This is a genomic window from Sphingomonas anseongensis (assembly GCF_023516495.1).
Taxonomy (GTDB): Bacteria; Pseudomonadota; Alphaproteobacteria; order Sphingomonadales; family Sphingomonadaceae; genus Sphingomicrobium; species Sphingomicrobium anseongensis.
The window spans coordinates 1,637,600-1,659,598 of record NZ_JAMGBC010000001.1 but is presented as its reverse complement, the minus strand read 5'-3'; the positions used below and the strand labels follow the sequence as shown (position 1 = coordinate 1,659,598).

Annotated in this window: 18 protein-coding genes; 15 read left to right on the top strand and 3 right to left on the bottom strand. The window is 65.8% G+C overall.

What is annotated here, in order from left to right:
* The 4 genes from LZ519_RS08560 to ssb all read left to right on the top strand — a co-directional run bounded on the left by LZ519_RS08560 (position 1) and on the right by ssb (position 5,402).
* Complete coding sequence (locus tag LZ519_RS08560; protein ID WP_249868259.1) at positions 1-648, top strand: COQ9 family protein; 648 nt, start codon at positions 1-3, stop codon at positions 646-648.
* Between the two features lie 89 nt (positions 649-737).
* On the top strand, positions 738-2,861 hold the full coding sequence (locus LZ519_RS08555) for a prolyl oligopeptidase family serine peptidase (RefSeq protein WP_348539388.1): 2,124 nt from the start codon (positions 738-740) through the stop codon (positions 2,859-2,861).
* Between the two features lie 66 nt (positions 2,862-2,927).
* The gene (locus tag LZ519_RS08550) at positions 2,928-4,877 is read left to right on the top strand and encodes a cytochrome c/FTR1 family iron permease (protein WP_249868257.1); all 1,950 of its coding nucleotides are present in this window, start codon (positions 2,928-2,930) and stop codon (positions 4,875-4,877) included.
* A gap of 57 nt (positions 4,878-4,934) precedes the next feature.
* Positions 4,935-5,402: a single-stranded DNA-binding protein gene (ssb, locus tag LZ519_RS08545; RefSeq protein WP_283937309.1), complete on the top strand. Its 468-nt coding sequence runs from the start codon at positions 4,935-4,937 to the stop codon at positions 5,400-5,402.
* On the opposite strand, the gene LZ519_RS08540 is transcribed toward ssb, so the two are convergent.
* Positions 5,399-5,923, bottom strand: coding sequence for a YceD family protein (locus LZ519_RS08540; protein ID WP_249868256.1), 525 nt, complete (start codon positions 5,921-5,923; stop codon positions 5,399-5,401). The genes ssb and LZ519_RS08540 overlap by 4 nt on opposite strands.
* Positions 5,923-6,435 (bottom strand): ubiquinol-cytochrome C chaperone family protein, encoded by a 513-nt coding sequence (locus tag LZ519_RS08535; RefSeq protein ID WP_249868255.1) that lies wholly within the window; start codon positions 6,433-6,435, stop codon positions 5,923-5,925. The genes LZ519_RS08540 and LZ519_RS08535 overlap by 1 nt, the downstream gene beginning before the upstream one ends.
* A 127-nt stretch (positions 6,436-6,562) precedes the next feature.
* Here LZ519_RS08535 and LZ519_RS08530 point away from each other — a divergent pair, with 127 nt between their 5' ends.
* Genes LZ519_RS08530 through LZ519_RS08520 form a run of 3 tightly spaced genes read left to right on the top strand, consistent with a single transcriptional unit; the run spans position 6,563 to position 8,999 of the window.
* Positions 6,563-7,027, top strand: a complete 465-nt coding sequence (locus LZ519_RS08530) for an outer membrane protein assembly factor BamE (RefSeq protein WP_249868254.1) — start codon at positions 6,563-6,565, stop codon at positions 7,025-7,027.
* A gap of 44 nt (positions 7,028-7,071) precedes the next feature.
* A complete protein-coding gene (locus tag LZ519_RS08525) occupies positions 7,072-7,839 on the top strand; it encodes a tryptophan 2,3-dioxygenase (protein ID WP_249868253.1) in 768 nt (255 codons plus the stop codon).
* Positions 7,836-8,999, top strand: coding sequence for a PLP-dependent aminotransferase family protein (locus LZ519_RS08520; RefSeq protein WP_249868252.1), 1,164 nt, complete (start codon positions 7,836-7,838; stop codon positions 8,997-8,999). Before LZ519_RS08525 ends, LZ519_RS08520 begins: the two co-directional genes overlap by 4 nt.
* Here LZ519_RS08520 and LZ519_RS08515 read toward each other — a convergent pair.
* Complete coding sequence (locus LZ519_RS08515; protein WP_249868251.1) at positions 8,996-9,631, bottom strand: TetR/AcrR family transcriptional regulator; 636 nt, start codon at positions 9,629-9,631, stop codon at positions 8,996-8,998. The two genes, LZ519_RS08520 and LZ519_RS08515, sit on opposite strands and share 4 nt — an antisense overlap.
* A gap of 122 nt (positions 9,632-9,753) precedes the next feature.
* On the opposite strand from LZ519_RS08515, the gene LZ519_RS08510 reads away from it, so the two are divergent.
* The 8 genes from LZ519_RS08510 to gyrB all read left to right on the top strand — a co-directional run bounded on the left by LZ519_RS08510 (position 9,754) and on the right by gyrB (position 21,973).
* Positions 9,754-12,177: a TonB-dependent receptor gene (locus LZ519_RS08510; protein ID WP_249868250.1), complete on the top strand. Its 2,424-nt coding sequence runs from the start codon at positions 9,754-9,756 to the stop codon at positions 12,175-12,177.
* A gap of 44 nt (positions 12,178-12,221) precedes the next feature.
* Positions 12,222-13,448: a spinster family MFS transporter gene (locus tag LZ519_RS08505; protein ID WP_249868901.1), complete on the top strand. Its 1,227-nt coding sequence runs from the start codon at positions 12,222-12,224 to the stop codon at positions 13,446-13,448.
* A 127-nt stretch (positions 13,449-13,575) separates the two neighbouring features.
* Positions 13,576-14,868 carry a hypothetical protein gene (locus tag LZ519_RS08500; RefSeq protein WP_249868249.1) on the top strand — a complete coding sequence of 431 codons (1,293 nt, stop codon included), beginning with the start codon at positions 13,576-13,578 and terminating at the stop codon, positions 14,866-14,868.
* A 78-nt stretch (positions 14,869-14,946) separates the two neighbouring features.
* Positions 14,947-15,543: a fasciclin domain-containing protein gene (locus LZ519_RS08495; RefSeq protein WP_249868248.1), complete on the top strand. Its 597-nt coding sequence runs from the start codon at positions 14,947-14,949 to the stop codon at positions 15,541-15,543.
* 96 nt (positions 15,544-15,639) lie between these two features.
* On the top strand, positions 15,640-16,743 hold the full coding sequence (gene dnaN / locus LZ519_RS08490) for a DNA polymerase III subunit beta (protein WP_249868247.1): 1,104 nt from the start codon (positions 15,640-15,642) through the stop codon (positions 16,741-16,743).
* Between the two features lie 31 nt (positions 16,744-16,774).
* Positions 16,775-17,836: a DNA replication/repair protein RecF gene (gene recF, locus LZ519_RS08485; RefSeq protein ID WP_249868246.1), complete on the top strand. Its 1,062-nt coding sequence runs from the start codon at positions 16,775-16,777 to the stop codon at positions 17,834-17,836.
* Positions 17,837-18,043: 207 nt separating this feature from the next.
* Complete coding sequence (locus tag LZ519_RS08480; RefSeq protein WP_249868245.1) at positions 18,044-19,354, top strand: DEAD/DEAH box helicase; 1,311 nt, start codon at positions 18,044-18,046, stop codon at positions 19,352-19,354.
* Between the two features lie 117 nt (positions 19,355-19,471).
* The gene (gyrB, locus tag LZ519_RS08475; RefSeq protein WP_249868244.1) at positions 19,472-21,973 is read left to right on the top strand and encodes a DNA topoisomerase (ATP-hydrolyzing) subunit B; all 2,502 of its coding nucleotides are present in this window, start codon (positions 19,472-19,474) and stop codon (positions 21,971-21,973) included.
* The last annotated feature ends 26 nt before the right edge of the window (positions 21,974-21,999 follow it).

The following is a 21,999-nucleotide window of genomic DNA, read 5'->3' as shown; positions in this document are numbered from 1 at the left end:
ATGAAGGACCTTAGTCCACTCGAGCGGATTCGCGACCGGATCGCGCTGGCGGTCGGCGAGAATGCGGTGTTCGACGGCTGGACCGCGAAGGCCGTGGAATCCGCCGCGGGCCAACTCGGAGTCGACCTCGCCCAGGCGCGGCTCGCCTTCCCCAAGTCGCAGCGCGAGATGATCGACACCTACGTCCGCGCCGTCGACCGGGAGATGGAAAAAAGCTTCCCGGCCAAGACACTCGCAACCATGAAGATCCGCGAGCGGATCCGTAGCCTGGTTTGGACAAGACTTCAGATCATGGCCCCCGCGCGCGAAGCGGTTCGCTCGGCACTGTCGATCCTCGCAATGCCGCAGAACGTGCCGCTCGGGATGCGCATCGGCTGGCGCTCCGCCGACCTGATGTGGCGGCTCGCTGGCGATACCAGCACCGACTACAACCATTATACGAAGCGGATGACGCTTGGCGCCGTCTACGGCTCAACGCTCTTCGCCTGGCTCGACGACAAGAGCGACGCCTGGACCGACACCGCCGCCTTCCTCGACCGGCGCATCGACAATGTGATGCAGTTCGAAAAGTGGAAGGCGCAGTGGCGCGGGCAAGAGCATTTCAGCGTCAGCCGCTTTCTTGGGCGGCTTCGCTATCCGCCCCGCTGATGCTTGACTAAGCGCCCGTTTCCCCGATGTTCGAATTCGAACAAACAGCGGGGATTCTCATGCGCGTGGCGTTGGCTTCTATTCTGTTGGTGACCCTGGGTTCCGCGGCGCTCGCCGCTCAATCGGCCGCTCCGGACAGCGATCCGTACATCTGGCTCGAGGATGTCTACGGCGCGAAGCCGATGGCGTGGGTCGAGAGCCACAATGCCAAGAGCCAGGCCGTCCTCGAGGCGGACCCGCATTATCCGAAATTCTATTCCGAGGCCCTTGCGATCGCGCAGGCCAAGGACCGAATCCCGACCGGCCGTTTCATCGGCGGGCAGGTCTATAATTTCTGGCAGGACGAGGACCACGTGCGCGGAATCTGGCGGCGAGCGCCGCTGGACAGCTATGCGACGGGCAATCCGGCGTGGGAGACAGTGCTCGATCTCGATGCGTTGGCGACCGCGGAGAAAGCGAACTGGGTCTGGAAGGGCGCTGACTGCGTCCGTCCGGCCGAGCGGCGCTGCCTGATCAACCTGTCCGATGGTGGGGAGGACGCGGTCACGATCCGCGAGTTCGACCTGCCGACCAAGGCTTTCGTCAAGGGCGGCTTCAGCCTTCCAAAGGGCAAGCAGGACGCAAGCTGGCAGGACGAGAACACCTTGCTCGTCAGCCGCGAATGGAAGCCCGGCGAGCTGACCGAATCCGGTTACGCTTATGTCATCAAGCGCCTGAAGCGCGGCCAGCCTCTGTCCGGCGCGACCGAGATCTTCCGCGGCACAAAGTCGGACGTCTCGGCCTCCACCTATGTCCTTCGCGACGCCCAGAACAACGTGCTTCCCCTGATCACCGAAGGCACCGACTTCTTCCATTCGAAGACGTTCCTCATCGGCGCCAAGGGCAACCGCCGGATTGCCATTCCGGAGAAGTCGCAGTTCGTCGAGATGCTGGACGGACGGGTGATCCTCCAGACCCAGGAAGAGTGGAAGCCGGCCGGTTCTGCCGAGACCTTCCCCGCTGGATCGCTTCTGTCGCTGAACCTCGCCGACCTTCGCGCCAATCCCTCGCGGTTGAAGCCGCAGCTGATCTACACGCCGGGCCCGCGCGAGGCGTTCCAGGACGCGACGGCGTCGAAGGACGTGCTGCTCGTTTCGACGCTCGACAATGTCAGCGGCAAGATGCTCAGCTTCAAGCCGGGCGCGGACGGCACATGGGCTCGCTCGGAGCTCGAGCTGCCCGCCAATTCGACGCTCGGCGTGGCTGACGCGAGCAACACCGACGACCAGGCGCTGCTGACGGTGACCAGCTTCCTAACGCCCCCGTCGATCTGGCTTGCCGACGCAGCAACGGGGACAGCGCGCGAAATCTTTCGCCAGCCGGCGAAATTCGACGCGTCCAACCTGGTGGTCGAGCAGAGGGAAGCGACTTCGAGCGACGGGACGAAGATCCCCTATTTCATCGTCCACCGCCGCGACATCGCACTCAATGGCGACAACCCCACCCTGCTCTATGCTTATGGCGGGTTCGAAGTTGCGCAGACCCCGAGCTATTCGGCGACGACCGGCAAGCTCTGGCTGGAGAATGGCGGAGTCTATGCCGTCGCCAACATCCGCGGGGGCGGCGAGTTCGGTCCCGCCTGGCATGAGGCCGGCCTGTCGACCAAGCGCCAGATCATCTATGACGATTTCGCGGCAGTCGCGAAGGACCTGATCGCGAGCAAGGTGACGAGCCCGCGCCGCCTCGGGATCCGCGGCGGCTCCAACGGCGGCCTTCTGATGGGCGTCGAGTTCACCCAGCATCCGGAGCTGTGGAACGCGGTCATCATCGACGTTCCGCTGCTCGACATGATCCGGATTTCGAAGATCGCGGCGGGAGCATCGTGGGAAGGCGAGTACGGGAGCGTGACCGACCCGGCCGTGCGCGCCTTCTGGGAGAAAACCTCGCCCTATCACAACCTGCGCAAGGACGTCCGCTATCCCGAGCCGTTCATCTTCACCACCACCAAGGATGACCGCGTCGGGCCTCAGCATGCCCGCAAGTTCGCCGCCCGGATGGAGGAGATGGGCCTTCCGTTCCTCTATTATGAGAATACCGAGGGCGGGCACGCCGCAGGCGCGAACCTGAAGCAGCAGGCGCACACCAGCGCGCTCGAGATGACCTATCTCACTCGCAAACTGATGGGCCCGCAGCAGCCGGCCGAGGCGAGCATTCCGGTTGCGGGGTCGAAGTAACGGGCCTCTGTGGGCAGCGCGTCGCGTTATTGATAATCAGTTGCAATTAGGGTAGCGCGCTGGGGCATGAACCCACGCGCTACCACTCGTGCGGCACGACTGTTGCTCGCGCTATTCGCGACTTTGCTGCTGGCCTTTTCCTCGCCGGCGGCTGCGCAGGACAATGGAGCGCAGACGGCCTGGCGCCTGCTCGACTATGTCGCAGTCGATTACGCGGGGGCGGTGTCAGGCGGGAAGGTGATCAGCGCATCCGAATATGCGGAAATGCGCGAGTTCGCCTCGTCGGTCGACCAGCGGCTCAAGGCGCTGCCGCCCAGGCCGCAAAAGGGCGCACTGCTTTCGCAAAGCGCCAAGCTTCAGTCGGCGATCGCCCAGAAACAATCCCCGGAAGCGGTCGCGGCAATCGCGCGCGGGCTCGGCAAGGCGCTTCTCGACGCCTACCCGGTGCCGCTCGGCCCCCGCAAAGCACCGGACCTAGAGCTTGGCGCCAAGCTCTACGCGGACACCTGCGCTTCCTGCCACGGCATGACCGGTCACGCCGACACCGCCGTTGCCCGCAAGCTCGACCCGCCGCCGGTCGCCTTTGCCGACAGGGCGCGGGCGTCGGAACGCAGCCCTTTCGCTTTGTACCAGGTGATCGACCAGGGCCTCGAAGGCACGGCGATGGCGAGCTTCGCGAACCTCCCGCCCGAGCAGAAATGGGCGCTCGCCTTTTATGCCAGCCGCTTTGCCTATCCCGAGCAGCTCCAGGCGGAAGGAAAGCGGGTCTGGGACGCCGATCCACGGCTTCGTTCGCAAATCGCGAACCTGGATTCGCTCGCCGGCTTGTCCGAACAGGCGCTTGCCAGGGACATCGGCGAGCCGAAGGCCGGAGCCGTCATCGCCTATCTGCGCACCCACCCGGGCGCCGTGACCTCCACCGGCGCTTCGGCACTGACCGTTGCCCGCCAGAAGCTCCAGCAGAGCCTCGCCGCCTATGAGGCCGGCAACCGTGACGAGGCGAAGGACCTCGCCCTGGCCGCCTACCTCGACGGCTTCGAGCCGGTCGAGGCAGTGCTCGGCGCCCGCGACGGCTCTCTCGTCGCGAGGGTGGAATCGGCCATGGGCGGCCTCCGTTCGGCGATCGCCGACGGCAAACCCGCGGCCGATATCAAGGCGCGAATCAATTCGTTAAATGCGCTCTTCGATGAAGCCGAAGCGGCGCTTGCTCCGGACCAGGCGACGAGCGCTTCGACCTTCCTCGGCGCCTTCACCATCCTGTTTCGCGAGGGCCTCGAAGCGCTGCTCATCGTAGTCGGAATGCTGGCCTTCCTCCGCAAGGGCGACAGGCCTGAGATGGTCCGCCCCGTCCACGCCGGCTGGATCAGCGCACTCGTCGCCGGCGGACTGACCTGGCTTGTCGCGACCACCCTGATCGGAATCAGCGGCGCCAGCCGCGAGCTGACGGAAGGGTTCGGGTCGATACTCGCTGCGGTCGTTCTGCTGTTCGTCGGCATCTGGATGCACGGCAAGGCGCAAGCCGACGAATGGCACCGCTACATCAAGGAGAAGGTCGGCCAGGCCTTGTCGCGCAAGTCCGCGTGGTTCCTTTTCTTCCTCGCCTTCATTGCCGTCTATCGCGAGGTGTTCGAAACGATCCTGTTTTATGCGGCGATGGCCGCCCAGGAGCATGTCGAGGCGCTCGTCGCGGGCGCGCTGACCGGCGTCGTCGCGCTCGCCGTCATCGCCGTGCTGATGCTCCGGTTCAGCCAGCGCCTGCCCATCGGCAAGTTCTTCGCTTACAGCTCCGCCCTGGTCGCGGTCCTCGCCGTCGTCCTCGCGGGCAAGGGCATAGCCGCGCTCCAGGAAGCCGGCCTGCTCGCGGTGACGTCCGCCGCCTGGAGCCCGCGGATCCCCGTGCTCGGCCTCTTCCCGACGGTCCAGGGGATAACGGCGCAGGTGCTGACCCTTCTGATCCTCCTCGGCGGCTTCGCATGGAACAGCCGCGAATCCAGGCGAGTGGCGCCTGCCGAGTAAAAGGGTGGCATCCGCTCGGCCGCTCGCCTATTCCGCTGGGATAGGCAGGAGATTGAAATGGCGGGCGTGAACAAGGTCATCCTGGTCGGCAACCTCGGCGCGGATCCGGAGGCGCGGTCGCTCAACAACGGCGGCGAAGTCGTCAACATGCGCATCGCCACATCGGAGAGCTGGAAGGACAAGTCCGGCGAGCGCCAGGAGCGCACCGAGTGGCACAACGTCGTCATCTTCAACGAGAACCTCGGCCGAGTCGCGAAGAGCTATTTGCGCAAGGGCTCGAAGGTCTATGTCGAAGGCCAGATCCAGACCCGCAAGTGGCAGGACCAGTCTGGCAACGACCGCTACACGACCGAGATCGTGCTCCAGCGCTTCCGGGGCGAACTGGTGCTTCTCGACAGCCGCGAGGGCGGCGGCCGCGGCGGCGATTATGCCGATCAGGATTTCGGAGCTTCCGCACCGCGCCAACAGTCGCGGCCGGCTCCAGCCACGTTCGATACGGAACTCGACGACGACGTCCCGTTCTAAGGCGCGTCGCTTCCCTTCTTCAGCTTCGCCAGCGCTGCGAACGGGCCCGCCTCCGCCTCGCTGATCACGCCTGCCTGCTGCAGTGCAGCTTCCGCCTCCGGGCTCCGCGGATAAGGATTGGTCGACAGCGCGAGCGTGTCGGCGATCGCCGCGCCGAGATCGACCGATCCGCCGTCGTAGAAGACGGTGTCGCAATCCTCGGCCCCAAGCTCCACTTCCTGTTCGGCCCGGCCTTCCTTCGGCTCGGGAAGGAACTGCACCTCGAACGCCTCGTCGATTCGCTCGGGGACCGGGTCGCCGGTGGCGACGCAGCTTTGCTCGAGCATCGCTTTCAGCCGCCCCTCGGCGTGAACCCTGGGGCCATCCCGGCTCAGGGTGACATGGGCCTCGAGCCGATCGAGCGAGCGGAGACGCAGGCGGTCGCAGACCGCCGCCCGTTCCTTCTCGTCTGCGACCAGGTCGAGCCGCTCGCCGTCTCTCAGCGAATCCAGCTTCAGCGCGTGGCCGAAGTCGCCGTCCATCAAAACTCTCCCTTGAGCAGCGAATCTTCGGAAGCTGCAGTCAGCCGCTTCCACAGCTCCGCTGTTGCCGCGGCGCTGTGGGCGAGTGCTGAATCGACGGGGTCGCCGGAACGGTACAGGCTCGCCGAAGCGGTCTCGCTCCAGTCGAGTTCACTGGCCGCGGCAGCCTTCCAGTCGTCCACCCGCCGCTCCAGCGATCCAACCAGCTTGCGAATCCGTCGCCCGAGGCCGGGGTCGTTGAGCCCCAGCTCGCGATGCTCGCCGTCCATGTCCTCGATGAACCGCTCGGTCAGGGCCGCCGAGGCCGACGGCCCCGATTCGCTCCCCCGCTCCAGCCGGGCGACCGCCAGCGCGCAGACCGTGGCGAGCACGGCGAAGCGGCCGTCGATCGTATCGGGCACCTGACCCTCCACATACCAGTGGGGCTTCCGCGCCTCCGCCACGACCGAATCGAACAGCGCCTGGCCGCGCTTTGCCTGAGCCGTTAATCCGCCGAACAGGTATCTGAGCATAAGTCCCCGCTTAGCATGGCGCAGGGTTGCGCGCTTGAGGTGCAAGCGCATATTGGCGATTGACGCTGTGCGACAAGGCCTGCCTCGAATATGCCGGGGCACCAGGGTTTCCAGGAGACGATTTCAAATGAAGGCTGCGATTGCGAAGACCGCGACTGCGATTGCGGGTGCCGCGCTGCTCGGCGGCTGCGTCGGGGTTCACGATCACCGCGGCTCGATGATCGACACCGAGCTCGTCTCCGCGGTCCAACCCGGAGTGGACAACAAGGACTCGGTCGCGCGGACGTTGGGACGTCCGACCTTCACCGGCGAGTTCGGCGACACCGACTGGTATTATGTCTCCCGCGACACGAAGACCGTCGCCTTCCGCAATCCGAAGGTCCTGAAGCAGACGGTCCTCCACGTCAGCTTCGACAGGGCGGGCAATGTCCTCGCGCTTAACCAGACCGGCAAGGAGCTGATCGCCAAGATCCGCCCGGTCGGCGACAAGACCCCGACGCTCGGCCGCAAGAGCAGCATCTTCAACGACATCTTCGGCAATATCGGTACGGTGAATTCCGCCGGAGCGCCCGGCGGCGGCGGGGGGTACTGACCTTCCGCTTTTGCGGTCTGCCCGTTTAGCCTAAGCGGGGGCTCATGACCGCCACGCCCGCCGGCATGACCTATGCCCACTATCTGCATCTCGAAGAGCTTCTGGCTGCCCAGCAGCCGCTCTCGAACCTCCACGACGAGATGCTGTTCATCGTCATCCACCAGACCAAGGAGCTGTGGATGAAGCAGATGCTCCACGAGCTCCGCTTCGCCATCGGGCTGGTGGGGGAGGACAGGTTCGCGGAAGCTTACAAGGCGCTTTCGAGGGTTGGCCGGATCCAGTCGGTGATGACCCTGTCCTGGGATGTCCTGTCGACGCTTACTCCGGTCGATTACCTCAAGTTCCGCGACGTTCTCGGAACCTCGTCGGGCTTCCAGTCGGCGCAGTTCCGTGAGTTCGAATATCGGCTCGGGATCAAGAACGATTCTTACCTCGCCCATTATCCTGCGGATGGTGACGAGCATGCCCGGCTCCGCCAGGCGCTCGAGGAGCCGAGCCTTCGCGAGGCGTCCCACTCCGCTCTCGAGCGGGCAGGCTTCGACCTCGGTGACCGCTCCGACGAGGCGGTCGCCCGGGCATGGCTTCAGGTCTACCGCGATTCGGACCGGTGGTTCGACCTCTACCAGCTCGCCGAAAAGCTCCTCGACGTCGATGACGCGCTTGCCGGCTGGCGGCACAAACATGTTCTCACGGTCGAGCGGATCATCGGCAACAAGCGCGGTACCGGCGGATCGGCAGGCGCGTCCTATCTTCGCTCGACGCTCGACAAGCGCGTGTTTCCGGAACTGTGGGCGCTCAGGACCGACCTTTGAGCTTCAAGCGGCTGTTTTCGAAAAGCCTCGGGGCCGATGCCGAGCGGCTGCATATGGCTGCGCACAGCCATCACCTGTGGCCGGACTCGAGCTTCGACGGGCAGGTCGAATGCTGGAACGATGCGGCCCGCCTTGCCGACCGCAAGTGGGACCGGATCATGGGCGAGGTCTGGCCCGAAGCGCAGGGTCACGTGACGGGCGAGCTCGGAACGCACGATCCCGACTCAATCCTATTCGCGCCCAACACCCACGAGCTGCTCGTGCGCCTTGTCGCCGCAGCCCCGCGACAGGCCGGCCGGCCGCTCCGGGTGCTGACAAGCGATGGCGAGTTCCACAGCGCCCGCCGCCAGTTCGCCCGCTGGGTCGAATCCGGCGACATTGTCCTCGACCAAGTTGCAACCGAGCCGTTCGACGACTTTTCCGAACGCTTTCTCGAGCGAGCCGGTTCGGGCGACCACGATCTGATCTTCGTCAGCCAGGTTCTGTTCGGTAGCGGCAGGATATTCGACCACGTGGAGGACTTGGCGGCTCTCGGCAGGCCGGAAGGCCCGTGGGTCGTAATCGACGGCTACCACGCCTTCATGGCGATCGATTCACCTTTCACGTCGGCCGCCTCGAGCAGCGCCTTTTACCTCGCCGGCGGCTACAAATATGCGATGTCCGGCGAAGGTTGCGCCTTCATGCACGCTCCGCAAGGCTTCGGGCCGCGGCCGCCGATCACCGGCTGGTATGCCGAATTCGAGGACCTGACCCTGCCGCCGGGAAGCGTCGGCTACAGAAGCGATGCGATGCGCTTCATGGGCGCGACGTTCGACGCGTCCGGGCTCTACCGGTTCAACGCCGTCCAGCGAATGCTCAAGGAAAATGGCCTGACGACCGCCGACGTGTCGCGGCACGTCTCCGGGCTTCAGCGGAAGCTTCTCGCGGCACTCGACTCCACCGCTTTGGCGTCGGCGGAGCTTCTCAACCCGGTGCGCGAGGGCAGCCACGCCCGCTTCCTCGCCTTCCGCTCGCCGAGCGCCCAGGACTGGTGCCGCCAGCTGCAGGACAGGAATTGCGTGGTCGACGTTCGCGGCGAAGTGCTCCGGATCGGCCTGGGCCTCTATCATGACGAAGCCGACGTCGACCGCTTCGCCGGGATTGCGCAAGGGCTCGACTAGGCCTGCAGCCCTTGCCGGATCATCCGGTTGGCAATTCCAGCGACGTCCTTGGGGTTCTCCTTGCCCCAGACCGCGAAGCGAAGTCCCAGGAAGACATTCATTCCCATGATCGCCCAGGCCTCGACGTCGCTGGCGATCTTGGAGTTCGTCGCGAACACTTCGCCCTTCGCCTTGCCGGCTTCGAGGCGGGCGGCAATTCGGGCGGCGGTGGTGCGGTAATGTTCCTCGAAGCCCTGCGGGTCTGCGAATTCGGCTTCGTCGATGATCCGGTAGACCTGCTTATGGGCGCGCGCGAACTGGAGATAGGATTCGAGCGCCTTCTCTTCGCCTTCCAGCGTGTCGGTCGCCGCCATCAGCACCGGCGCGACATGCTCGCGAACCCGAGCGGACATGTCGCGGACAAGCGCCTTGAACACCGCCTCCTTGCTGTCGAAGTAGGTGTAGAAGGTGCCCAGGGCGACACGTGCCCGCTGGGTGATCCCGACGATCGATCCCTCGGAAAACCCGCGCTCCCCGAACTCGTCGATCGCCGCATCGAGGATCTTGCGCAGCGTGCGTTCGCCCCTCGCGGTGCGCGGGGCCTTTCCGGCGCTCGCCTGGCTTGTCGGTTCGGTCGGCGCGTTAGCGCTCATCGAAACTTCCCCCCGGTCACCGGTCCAACAATCAGAAGTTGAAAGCCGGTTCACCTTTCAGTATAGCCTCCCGCGTAATCCGCGCAATCGGTTTCGATGGCGCATCGAGGGGGCTTTCAAAAATGCACAAGAATTCCGTTCGCGCTGCGCTTTTCGGATCCGTCGCAGCAGCCGCACTTTATTCCGCGCCGGCCTTGGCACAGGAGAATGCGACCACCGATCCCGCGGTCCCGTCCAACCAGCAGACACAGGCCGACGCGGCCCAGGCGAGCGACACGGACATCATCGTCACCGCCCGTCGCCGCAACGAAGTCCTCCTCGATGTTCCGATCGCCGTGACGGCCTATTCAGGCGAGCAGCTCAACAGGCAGGGCGCGCTCGACATCACCGACGTCGGCGATACGACGCCAAACGTCACGTTCGAAACCTCGCGCGGCACCAACACCACGCTCACCGCCTTCATCCGCGGAGTCGGCCAGCAGGACCCGGTTGCCGGTTTCGAGCAGGGCGTCGGCCTCTACCTCGACGACGTCTATCTCAACCGGCCGCAGGCGTCGGTCCTCGACATTTATGACGTCGAGCGGATCGAGGTCCTTCGCGGCCCGCAGGGCACGCTCTACGGCCGCAACACGATCGGCGGAGCGATCAAGTATGTGACGCGTCGCCTGTCGGACGACCCGGAGCTCCGGATCCGCGCCAACGTCGGCACCTACAAGCAGGCCGACCTCATCGTCACCGCTTCCGCTCCGCTCGCGACGGGACTCAAGGTCGGCGCATCCGTCGCCCGGCTTAGCCGCGACGGGTTCGGGAAGAACCTCACCACGGGCGACGAAAATTACAACAAGGACGTCTGGGCGGCTCGCGGAACGGTGGAAGTCGAGCCCGCCGCCGACGCCTGGTTCCGAGTCTCCGGCGACTATACCTGGGACGACAGCAACCCGCGCGGCGGGCACCGCCTGATCCCGGGCCTCGCTAGCGGGACGCCTGTGCTGCACGACGTCTTCGACAGCCAGGGCGCGCTCGACGATCCCAAGCAGCGCGTGACCGGTGGCGGCCTTGCGCTTCATGGTGAAATCGGAATTGTCGACTGGCTGAAGTTCCGGACGATCACCGCCTACCGCCACGACAAGAGTAAGACTCCGATCGACTTCGACGCCCTCCCGGCGGTCGATGTCGACGTCCCGGCGATCTATCGCAACCACCAGTTCAGCCAGGAATTCCAGTTCGTCGCCGACAAGGGCCCGCTCCAGGGCGTCGCCGGCCTTTATTACCTCAACGCCAACGCCCGCGATGTGTTCGACGTCCGGCTCTACACCACGCTCCCGGCGATCCTTCCCGGCCTGACGGCGGCAACCGCCGGCAGCGTCGACACCAAGACCTGGGCGGCGTTCGCGGACTTCACCTACGACTTCACGCCGCAGTGGAGCCTCTCGCTGGGTGGTCGCTATACGGACGACAAGCGCCACGCTCGGGTCCTGCGCACCACCTATATCTTTGGCGGCTCGCCTCAGCTCGGCGGCTCGGGCGTGTTTGACCAGACCGGCCTTCCGATCGCCACGACGTCCAACTTCAACGGACAGCGCAAGGACACCGCCTTCACTCCCCGCGCGTCGATCAACTTCAAGCCCAACGCCGACCACAACATCTACATCAGTTATTCGAAGGGCTTCAAAGGCGGCGGCTTCGATCCGCGCGGCCAGTCGACCCAGGCCCCGGTCCAGACGCCCGAAGGAATCTTCGACTATATGGCGTTCGATCCGGAGAAGGTGGACAGCTTCGAGCTCGGCTGGAAAGCCTCCGTCCTCCAGAACCGCCTGCAGTTCGCGGCGGCGGTATTCGACGCCGAATATAAGGATGTGCAGGTGCCCGCTTCCGTCGGCTGCATCGACGCAAGTGGTAATCCGAGCTTCTGCGGCCAGACGACGAACGCGGGCAAGGCCCGCTTCCGCGGCGCCGAGTTCGAAGGCAATCTGCGCGCCGGCGAAAACCTGCTCGCAGCCGGCGACCGGCTGAACATCTCGACCTCCGTCGGCTATCTCGATGCGAAGTACCTGAAGTTCCTCACGGTGATGAGCGTCGACCAGAACGGTGTGCCGTTCCCCGGGGGACCCCAGCTGGTCGACATGGCGCCCTTCCGGCATATCCAGAACACGCCGAAATGGACCGCGAGCGGCTCGCTCGACTACAACACGCCCGCTTTCGGCGGCCGGCTCAACGCGAACACGACGCTTTCGTACCGAAGCAAGAGCCAGCAGTTCGAAACGGCGATCCCCGGCCTCGACCAGAAGGGCTTCGCGCTTCTTGACGCCAACCTCCTCTGGCGCTCGCCGACCGGACGCTTCGAAGTCGGGCTCCACGGCAAGAACCTGACAAACAAGAAGTACATCACGTCGGGCTACAACTTCCTTGCGCAGAACCCCTACACCGGGGCATTCGTCCTCAACGGGGCGGGCAATCCGGTTCCGACGCTTGGCAAGGAGGGGATCCTGACGGCCTTCTACGGCAACCCGAGGCAGGTCTTCCTGTCGTTTGGAATCAACTTCTGAGCACTTGCTCGGCTTCAGAAGGGCGCGGGCCCCAGACCCGCGCCCTGCTGTCGCTCCTCCTGCTCGCCTACGTCCTCAATTTCCTCGACCGGCAGATCCTCGGGATCCTGAACGCGCCGATCAAGGCAGACCTCCATCTCACCGACACAGAGTTCGGAGCGATCGGCGGGCTCGCCTTCGCCCTGCTTTATTCGGTTCTCGGCCTTCCGCTCGCCTATCTCGCCGACAGGACGAAGCGGAGCTGGGTGATCGCCGGCTCGGTCGCAATCTGGAGCGGCTTCACGGCCCTGTGCGGCCTTGCCGGGAGTTACTGGCAGCTGTTCGCCTTCCGCCTCGGCGTCGGCATCGGCGAAGCGGGCGGCGTCGCGCCGTCATACGCGCTCATCGCCGATTATTTCCCGGCGCACCGAAGGGCGCGCGCACTCGCAATCTATTCGCTCGGGATCCCGCTCGGCCTTGCCGGCGGAGCCCTCATCGGCGCCTATCTGACCGCCTGGATCAGCTGGCGCGCTGCCTTCCTGGTGATGGGCGTTCTGGGTCTCATCCTCGCGCCAATCATGCTCCTCTACGTTCGCGACTTGCCCAGGCGCGGCACTGCCGCTGCCGAACAGGTGCCGATATCGACCGTATTCCCGCTGCTGGCGCGCAAACCGTCTTTCTGGCTTCTCGCTTTTGCATCCTCGAGCAGCTCGCTGATTGGCTACGCCCTCGCCTTGTGGACGCCGGCAGTGATGATGCGGAGCTTCGGCCTCGAGCTGGTTCCGACCGGCCAGTTCCTCGCGTCGCTGCTGCTGATCGGCGGAAGCGCGGGCGTGTTCGGCGGAGGCTGGCTTGCCGATCGCCTGGGGAGCCGCAACCGCGCCTGGTATGCGTGGCTCCCGGCGACCGCATGGGTCGTGTCCGCTTTTGCCTGGGCGCTTGGCCTTATGGCTCCCAGCCTGTGGGTCGCCTGGCCGCTGCTTCTGGTCGGCAACGCGCTCAACATCCTGTGGCTGGGGCCGGTCATTACTGCCGTGCAGCACCTTGCGCCGCCACGGATGCGGGCCACGGCGTCGGGGAGCTTCCTCCTGATCAACAACCTGATTGGGCTCGGAATCGGGCCGCTTCTTATCGGGCGGGTCTCCGATGCGCTCAAATCGACTTATGGCGTGGATTCGCTCCGGAATGCCGCGGTTGCGGGCACCGCCTTTTACCTCCTCGCGGCGCTCCTGATGCTGTTCGCTGCCAAGTGGCTTCGGAGCGATTGGGTCGAAGACCCACAACAAGCCTGAACGAGGCGGAAATCCGCCATTCATCCTGGTGCGCTAGGCTGCTTGTCTGCCCCGACGAAGCGGGCCTGACGGCGGAACGCGCCATCCCCGCTCTTCGTTGGTGAACAAACAATCGGAGTTTTGACTCATGACCAGGATCTTTCTGGCAGCAGGCGTCGCCGCTCTGGCGATCGCCGCGCCGGCAGCTTCCGCCCCCGGCGGAAAGGGTGGCGGCCACGAACATTCGCAGAAGGCACGCGGCGGCGGCCAAGCGAAGGCACAGGCGCGTGGCGGTGGCCAGGCGAAAGCACAGGCACGCCACGCCGACCGGGTTCGCGGATCGGGAGCGATTCGGATCGCTTCGGATCGCAGCCACGGGCCCGACAAGCGCGTCGAGCAGCGCGTTCGCCACAAGGAGGTGCGGGCGGCCCGCGTCGAGCGCCCACGCGACAATCGCGTCGAGCGGGTCCGTGAGGCTCGCCGCGATCAGATCGAGCGCATTCGCGACGTCCGCGAAGAGCGGATGCGTGATCTGCGTGCCGATCGCATCCGCGAAGCGCGCCGTGACGAGATCGGGCGTCTGCGCGACGTTCGGGAGCTCCGGCGCGACCGTTTCGATGATCGGTTCGATGACCGCGTTGCCGTCGGCTACGGCGTTGGCGGGTGCCCGCCGGGTCTGGCGAAGAAGGCTGTCGCCTGCATGCCTCCGGGCCAGGCGAAGAAGCTCGTCGGCCGCTCGGTCAGGGATCTGGAGCGGGTCGCCTCGCTCCGCCGCGTCCCGGTCCGGCTGCAGAGCATCTATGCAGATACGCCGGACTATTATTATCGCTACGGCGACAACGGCTACGTCTATCGGGTCAACCGGGCCGACAATCTGGTAAGCAGCCTGCTTCCGCTGTTCGGCCTCGGCTACGGGATCGGCCAGCCGTTCCCGGTCGGTTACTCGGCCTACGGGATGCCGGCGGCCTATCAGCCCTTCTATCCGAGCACGCCGTATGCCGATTACCGCTACGCCAACGGCTACGTCTATCAGATCGACCCGTACACCGGGCTGATCGAGGACGTCGATCCGGCGCTAGGCTATGGCTACGGCTTCGGGCAGACGATGCCGCTCAGCTATTCGGCCTATAACGTGCCGTACGATTACCGGCCCTTCTATCAGGACACGCCGGACGCTTATTACCGCTACGCGCCTGGGGCGATCTACCAGGTCGATCCGCAGACCAGCCTGATCACCGCGGTTGCAGCGCTGCTCAGCCCCGGGTTGAGCATCGGACAGCCGCTGCCGATGGGCTACAGCGCCTACAACGTGCCTTACGGCTATCGGTCGACCTATTACGACACGCCGGACGCGATGTATCGCTATGCCAACGGCAACATCTATCGGGTCGACCCCGCGACCCAGCTGGTGACGGCCCTGGTCGCAGCAGCACTCACCTGATCCGCGTCGATGGATCGCAAACGGCCCCGCAAGCGTTGCGGGGCCGTTCTGTTTTATACTGATCAGGAGAACACGCGCATGTTGAAGACTCTTCCCCTGTGCCTGTGCGCCGCTGCGCTGGCGCTCGGCGGCTGCGGCCAGTCGGGGTCCGACAACAATGGCGCTGCCGCACAGCCTGGCGAAGCCATCAAGGCCGCCGGCGACAAGACGCTCGCCGCTTCGATAGACCAGAACGGAAAGTTCTTCCAGGCCGCGAAGGCCGTCGGGCTCGACGCGACGCTCGCGGGCCCTGGTCCTTACACCCTGCTCGTCCCCAGCGACGACGCCTTCTCCAAGCTGGAGGGCGACAAGCTCAAGGATCCGACCAATCCGCAGAACCGGGCGGAGATCACCCGGATCCTGACCTATCATATCCTCCCGGGCGTCATCCTTGCCGACGACATCGGCACCGCGATCGACAACGGGAAGGGCAAGGCCGTTCTCGCCACCATGGGCGGTCAGACGGTGACCGCGACCAAGGACGGCGGAAAGATCGTCTTCACCGGCGGCGGAACGAGCAAGGCGACCGTGACTCAGGCCGACATGAAGGCAACGAACGGAGTGATCCACAACGTCGATTCCGTTCTCACGCCCCCGGCCGGCGACTCCGCCTCGGGCGCGAAGCAGGGCCAGTAAGAACCGGCCATTTTGCGCCCATCATAGCTCTGGCACGGCGGCGAAGGCTCGCTATAACGAGCGCTTACCAAAGGCTTCGACGGGGGCAGGGCGCGAATGAAGGCGACGATTGAGCGGGCGACACTGCTGAAGAGCCTCGGTCACGTCCAATCGGTCGTGGAGCGCCGCAACACGATCCCGATCCTGTCCAACGTGCTGATCGAGGCCCGCGAGGACAATTCCATCCGGCTGATGGCGACCGACCTCGACCTGCAGGTCGACGAGAGCGTTCCCGCCAACGTCGACCAGCCGGGCGCGACGACCGTTCCCGCCCACACCTTGTTCGACATCGTCCGCAAGCTCCCGGAAGGCAGCCAGGTCGAGCTCGACGTAGCCGAGGGCAAGATGCACCTCAGCGCCGGTCGCTCCCGCTTCCACCTGTCGACGCTCCCTCGCGACGATTTCCCGGTGATTTCCGAAGGCGAGCTTCCGACCAAGTTCGAGCTTCCGGCGGCCACCCTCCGCCAGATCATCGACAAGACGCGCTTCGCCATCTCGAGCGAGGAGACGCGCTATTACCTGATGGGCATTTTCCTGCACGTGGCGGACGACCAGCTCAAGGCGGCTGCGACCGACGGCCACCGGCTTGCGCGCGTCGTCATGCCGAAGCCCGACGGCGCCGACGGAATGCCCGACGTCATCATCCCGCGGAAGTGCGTTGCCGAGCTTCGCAAGCTTCTCGAGGAGGTCGAAGGAACGGTCGAGGTCTCGTTGTCGCCGACCAAGGTCCGCTTCGGCCTCGGAAGCGCGGTCCTCACCAGCAAGCTGATCGACGGCACCTTCCCCGACTATAACCGGGTCATTCCGACCGCGAACGACAAGCTCCTGAAGCTGGACCCGAAGACCTTCGCGTCGGGCGTCGACCGCGTGTCGACCATCGCCAGCGAGAAGACGCGCGCGGTGAAGATGAGCGTCGACCGCGACAAGGTGACTTTGTCGGTCAGCTCACCCGAAAGCGGAACCGCAACGGAAGAGCTTCCCGCGGACTATGGCTCCGACACGATCGAGATCGGTTTCAACGCCCGCTACCTGCTCGACATCCTCGGCGAGATCGAGGGCGACACGGTCGAGGTCCACCTCGCCGACGCGGCCGCGCCGACGCTGCTGCGCGAAAACGACAAGTCGAACGCGCTTTACGTACTCATGCCTATGAGAGTGTGACCCGGACGGCGAAGCTGCTACTTCGCCCCCTGTGCCTGCAGTCTCGCGCCTGAGCCTCACCGACTTCCGATCCTACGCCGACGCACTGGTCGAGCCTGGGCCGAGCTTCGTGCTCCTCTACGGCGAGAACGGCGCGGGGAAGACCAACCTGCTCGAAGCGGTGTCGCTGCTGTCGCCCGGCCGCGGGATCCGCGGGGCTGCGCTCTCGGAAATGGCGCGCAACGGCGGCAGCGGCGGCTTCGCGGTCGCGGCCCGGCTCGACGCAATCGACATCGGCACCGGCACCAGCGCCTCGGCCCCCGACCGCCGCCAGGTGCGGATCAACGGCGCGCCAGCCTCGGCCAACTCGCTCGGCGAGTGGTTGTCGGTGCTTTGGCTCACGCCTGCGATGGATCGGTTGTTCACCGCCACCGCCGGCGACCGCCGCCGCTTCCTTGACCGCCTCGTCCTGGCGCTCGAACCGCCTCACGCCCATCACGCGGCCCGTTACGAAGCCGCGATGCGCTCGCGCAACAAGCTGCTCGCCGAGCCGGACCGCGCGGACCCTTCCTGGCTCGAGGCCCTGGAAGCGCAGATGGCCGAGCATGGAGCGCAGATCGCTCAAGCGCGCGCACGCACCGTCTCCGCCCTCGACGAGCGATCAGAACAGGCGCCCGAAGACGAGTTCGCCCGCGCCCGAATGACCCTCGAAGGATGGTCGGGGGGCGATCTCGCAGCCCAGCTTCGCGAGAGCCGATTCCGCGATGCAGCCGCCGGCCGCGCGCTCGTGGGCCCGCACCGGCAGGACCTCGCCGTTCTCCACCGCTCCAAGGCCATGCCCGCCGCGCAATCCTCGACCGGGGAGCAGAAGGCGCTCCTCCTCGGCCTCGTCCTCGCCCACGCCGAGCTCGTCGCCGACAAGCGCGGCCAGCCGCCGATCCTGCTACTCGACGAGGTCGCCGCTCACCTCGATCCCAAGCGCCGCGCCGCCCTGTTCGCCCGGCTCGCGGGTCGCGGTCAGGTCTGGATGACCGCCACCGAAGCCGCACTCTTCGACGGGATCGGCACCGCCTCTCGCTTCCACGTCCGGCCGGGCACGATCGCCCCCAAGTGACGCGCAGGTGGACATTTAACGTTTCGGCCCTATATCGCACTGCAACACGAGGCGCTTCTTACAAGCGGCGTGATCGGCTCAACGCTTCGGCGGCAACCGGCCCGCGCCTCGATTTACCTGCTCTCCCATTCACGCGGGGCGCTCTTTTGACCCGCTCGCGGTGCGCCTTCCGGCTGCGCCGCCCGCACAGTTTGGAATTTTGTCACAATGTCCTTCATGTCCCTCGGGCTCTCGAAGCCCCTTCTCGATGCGCTCGCCGCGAAAGATTATTCGCAGGCGACGCCGATCCAGCTCCAGGCGATCCCCACGGTCCTCACCGGCCGCGATCTCCTCGGAATCGCCCAGACGGGCACCGGCAAGACGGCGGCCTTCATGCTGCCCTCGCTCCAGCGGCTCGCCGCTGAGAACCGCCGGCCGCGCCCGGGCAATGCCCGCATGCTGGTCCTCGCCCCAACCCGCGAGCTTGCCTCGCAGATCGCCGCGAGCGCCCAGGCCTATGGCCGCTTCATGAACCTTTCGGTCGGAGTGGTTTTCGGCGGCGTGCCCAACGGCAAGAGCGTCCGCACCGTCTCGCGCGGCCTCGACGTTCTCGTCGCGACGCCGGGCCGCCTCCTCGATCTCATCGACCAGCGCGTGCTCAGCCTTCGCGAGCTCGAAATCCTCGTCCTCGACGAGGCCGACCAGATGCTCGACCTCGGCTTCATCCACGCGCTGAAGCGGATCGTCGCGCTGGTCCCGCCCAAGCGGCAGACCCTGTTTTTCTCCGCGACCATGCCGAAGGCGATCAAGCAGCTTGCCGACCGCTATCTCACCAACCCGGCGGAAGTGTCGGTGACCCCGGTCGCCTCGACCGTCGACCGGGTCGAGCAGCGCCTGACCTTCGTCAACCAGGGCGAAAAGACCGCGCTCCTCATCCAGCTTCTCCGCGAGGAGCCGGTCGAGCGCGCTTTGGTGTTCAGCCGCACCAAGCACGGCGCCGACAAGATCGTCCGCCTGCTCGAAGCCGCGAACATCCCCGCCAATGCGATCCACGGCAACAAGAGCCAGCCGCAGCGCGAACGAGCGATCGCGGCGTTCAAGTCGGGTGACGTGAAGGTTCTCATCGCCACCGACATCGCCGCCCGCGGGATCGACATTCCCGGCGTCAGCCATGTCGTGAACTTCGACCTTCCCGACGTTCCGGAGCAATATGTCCACCGCATCGGCCGCACCGCGCGTGCCGGAGCGGACGGGATCGCAATCGCCTTCTGCTCGCCCGACGAGCGCGGCAACCTTCGCGACATCGAGCGGCTGACGAAGCAGAAGCTGGTGCCCGACGCTCTGCCGCAGGATTTCGAGCGCATCGTCGACGCGACCAAGGCGCTCCGCCCGGCCACTCCGCCGCGCGGCGGCCGAGGCTCACCCTCGGGTCGCGACCATCGCCCGAACCGCCATACGGCGCACCGTGCGAACGGCGCCCGTCCGGGCGGACAGCGCGGGCGCGGAGGCCGAGGCGGCCAGCGCCGCCGCGCTGGGTAGGCGACGCGAAAGCGCTGGGCCGAGTAACCGCTTCGACCCCCCGACTCACGCGTGCGCGTACGCACGCGCATACGCACGCGCGCGTGACTTCCCGCCGAAAATCCCTATATCTGATCCATGGCAACAGACCCCAATCAGAACAGCTACGGCGCCGAATCCATCAAGGTGCTGAAAGGCCTCGACGCGGTCCGCAAGCGGCCGGGAATGTACATCGGCGACACAGACGACGGATCGGGCCTCCACCACATGGTGTTCGAGGTTTCGGACAATGCGATCGACGAAGCCCTGGCCGGCCATTGCGACCGGATCCTGATCACGCTGAACGCCGACGGCTCCGTCTCGGTCGAGGATAACGGGCGCGGAATCCCGACGGGGATCCACAAGGAAGAGGGCGTGTCGGCGGCGGAGGTCATCATGACCCAGCTGCACGCCGGCGGTAAGTTCGAGAACACCAGCGACGACAATGCCTACAAGGTGTCGGGCGGCCTCCACGGGGTCGGGGTCAGCGTCGTCAACGCGCTTTCCGAATGGCTCGAGCTCACCATCTGGCGCGACGGCGAGGAGCATTTCATGCGCTTCCGCCACGGAGTCGCGGAAAAGCCGCTCAAGGTCGTCGGCAAGACCGACAAGCGCGGCACAAGGGTCACCTTCCTGCCCAGCTCCGACACGTTCAAGATCATCGATTTCGACTTCGACCGGCTCGAGCACCGCTTCCGCGAGCTCGCTTTCCTGAACTCGGGCGTCCGGCTGGAGCTTAGGGACGAACGGCACGACGAGCCCAAGTCCGTCGAGATGCACTACGAAGGCGGGATCGCCGCGTTCGTCCAATATCTCGACCGCGCCAAGGCCCCGCTGATCCCGGAGCCGATCGCCATCCACGGCCAGCGCGACGATGTCGGCATCGACGTCGCCCTGGAATGGAACGACAGCTATTACGAGAACGTCCTCGCCTTCACCAACAACATCCCGCAGCGCGACGGCGGCACCCACCTCTCCGCATTCCGGGCCGCGCTGACGCGCACGCTGAACAATTATTCGGAGCAATCCGGAGCGCTGAAGCGCGAGAAGATCTCGCTCGCCGGCGAGGACATGCGCGAAGGCCTGACCGCGATCGTCTCGGTCAAGCTTCCCGACCCCAAGTTCGGAAGCCAGACCAAGGACAAGCTGGTCAGTTCCGAAGTGCGCCAGCCGCTAGAAAGCCTGATGGCCGACAAGCTTGCCGAATGGCTCGAGGAAAATCCGGCCCACGCACGCACCATCGTCCAGAAGATCATCGACGCCGCCGCTGCCCGCGAAGCCGCCCGAAAGGCGCGCGAGGCGAGCCGCAAGTCGGTGATGGGAGTCGCCTCGCTTCCGGGCAAGCTCCACGACTGCTCGGAGCGCGACCCCGCCAAGTCTGAGCTGTTCCTGGTCGAGGGCGACAGCGCCGGCGGCTCGGCCAAGCAGGGCCGCGACAGCAAGTTCCAGGCGATCCTCCCGCTTCGAGGCAAGATCCTAAACGTCGAGCGCGCTCGCTTCGACCGCATGCTGTCGAGCCGTGAGATCGGGACGATGATCCAGGCGCTCGGCACCGGCATCGGCCGCGAGGAATTCAACCTCGAGAAGCTGCGCTATCACAAGATCGTCATCATGACGGACGCCGACGTCGACGGCGCCCACATCCGCACTCTGCTCCTGACCTTCTTCTACCGGCAGATGCCGGAGCTGATCGAAGCCGGGCACCTGCTGATCGCCCAGCCTCCGCTCTACAAGGTCAGCCGCGGCCGCTCGGAAGTCTATCTGAAGGACGACGCGGCGCTCGACGAATATCTGGTCAACGCAGGGCTCGACGGGCTGGTGCTCGACACCGGCGAAGGGCAGCGCTCGGGCGGCGACCTCCGCGCCTTGGTCGACCACGCCCGCCGCGTTCGGACCCTGATGCGCTACGCCCCGCGCAAATATGACAGCGCGCTCCTCGAAGGCCTCGCACTCAACGGCGCCCTCAAGCCCAACCTCGACAGGGCGGGCCGCGACGCCGCCATCGCCAAGGTCGCAGACTGGCTCGGTCGCGGCGATCTGGAGGCCGCCTGGACGGGCGAGAGCAGCGAGGACGGCGGCTATCTGCTTCGCCGTCTGTGGCGCGGAGTGACCGACGTCTTCGTGATCGAGAAAGCGTTCCTGGCTTCGGCCGAGGGCCGCAAGCTCCACGGCCTCGCTGCCGAGGAAGCGGCCGTCTACAGCCAGCCGCTGGTTCTGCGGACGGTCAAGAAGGGCGCTGTCGTCACCGAGGAGGAGAAGCCCGAGCCGATCGAAGGCGCCGATCCGGACGAGCAGCCGGTCGAAGCCGAAACGGACAAGAAGAGCGTTCCCGTCACCCGCCCGTCGGAGCTCCTCGACGCCGTCCTCGCCGCCGGCCGCAAGGGCCTCTCCATCCAGCGCTACAAGGGCCTTGGCGAAATGAACGCCGAGCAATTGTGGGAGACGACTCTCGACCCCTCGAACCGCTCGCTTCTGCGGGTCGAGGTCACCCAGGCGGATGTCGCCGACGAGATCTTCACGCGCCTGATGGGCGATGTGGTCGAGCCTCGCCGCGAGTTCATCCAGGAGAATGCGCTCAGCGTCGCCAATCTGGACGTTTGAGGAACAGCGGTAGCAGTCCGGTGTTG

What these genes read in the sequence shown, in the direction of transcription:
- LZ519_RS08560 (WP_249868259.1), top strand. Translation starts at nt 1, where the DNA reads ATGAAGGACCTTAGTCCACTCGAGCGGATTCGCGACCGGATCGCGCTG.
- LZ519_RS08550 (WP_249868257.1), top strand. Translation starts at nt 2,928, where the DNA reads ATGAACCCACGCGCTACCACTCGTGCGGCACGACTGTTGCTCGCGCTA.
- ssb (WP_283937309.1), top strand. Translation starts at nt 4,935, where the DNA reads ATGGCGGGCGTGAACAAGGTCATCCTGGTCGGCAACCTCGGCGCGGAT.
- LZ519_RS08540 (WP_249868256.1), bottom strand. Translation starts at nt 5,923, where the DNA reads ATGGACGGCGACTTCGGCCACGCGCTGAAGCTGGATTCGCTGAGAGAC.
- LZ519_RS08535 (WP_249868255.1), bottom strand. Translation starts at nt 6,435, where the DNA reads ATGCTCAGATACCTGTTCGGCGGATTAACGGCTCAGGCAAAGCGCGGC.
- LZ519_RS08530 (WP_249868254.1), top strand. Translation starts at nt 6,563, where the DNA reads ATGAAGGCTGCGATTGCGAAGACCGCGACTGCGATTGCGGGTGCCGCG.
- LZ519_RS08525 (WP_249868253.1), top strand. Translation starts at nt 7,072, where the DNA reads ATGACCGCCACGCCCGCCGGCATGACCTATGCCCACTATCTGCATCTC.
- LZ519_RS08515 (WP_249868251.1), bottom strand. Translation starts at nt 9,631, where the DNA reads ATGAGCGCTAACGCGCCGACCGAACCGACAAGCCAGGCGAGCGCCGGA.
- LZ519_RS08510 (WP_249868250.1), top strand. Translation starts at nt 9,754, where the DNA reads ATGCACAAGAATTCCGTTCGCGCTGCGCTTTTCGGATCCGTCGCAGCA.
- LZ519_RS08500 (WP_249868249.1), top strand. Translation starts at nt 13,576, where the DNA reads ATGACCAGGATCTTTCTGGCAGCAGGCGTCGCCGCTCTGGCGATCGCC.
- LZ519_RS08495 (WP_249868248.1), top strand. Translation starts at nt 14,947, where the DNA reads ATGTTGAAGACTCTTCCCCTGTGCCTGTGCGCCGCTGCGCTGGCGCTC.
- dnaN (WP_249868247.1), top strand. Translation starts at nt 15,640, where the DNA reads ATGAAGGCGACGATTGAGCGGGCGACACTGCTGAAGAGCCTCGGTCAC.
- LZ519_RS08480 (WP_249868245.1), top strand. Translation starts at nt 18,044, where the DNA reads ATGTCCTTCATGTCCCTCGGGCTCTCGAAGCCCCTTCTCGATGCGCTC.
- gyrB (WP_249868244.1), top strand. Translation starts at nt 19,472, where the DNA reads ATGGCAACAGACCCCAATCAGAACAGCTACGGCGCCGAATCCATCAAG.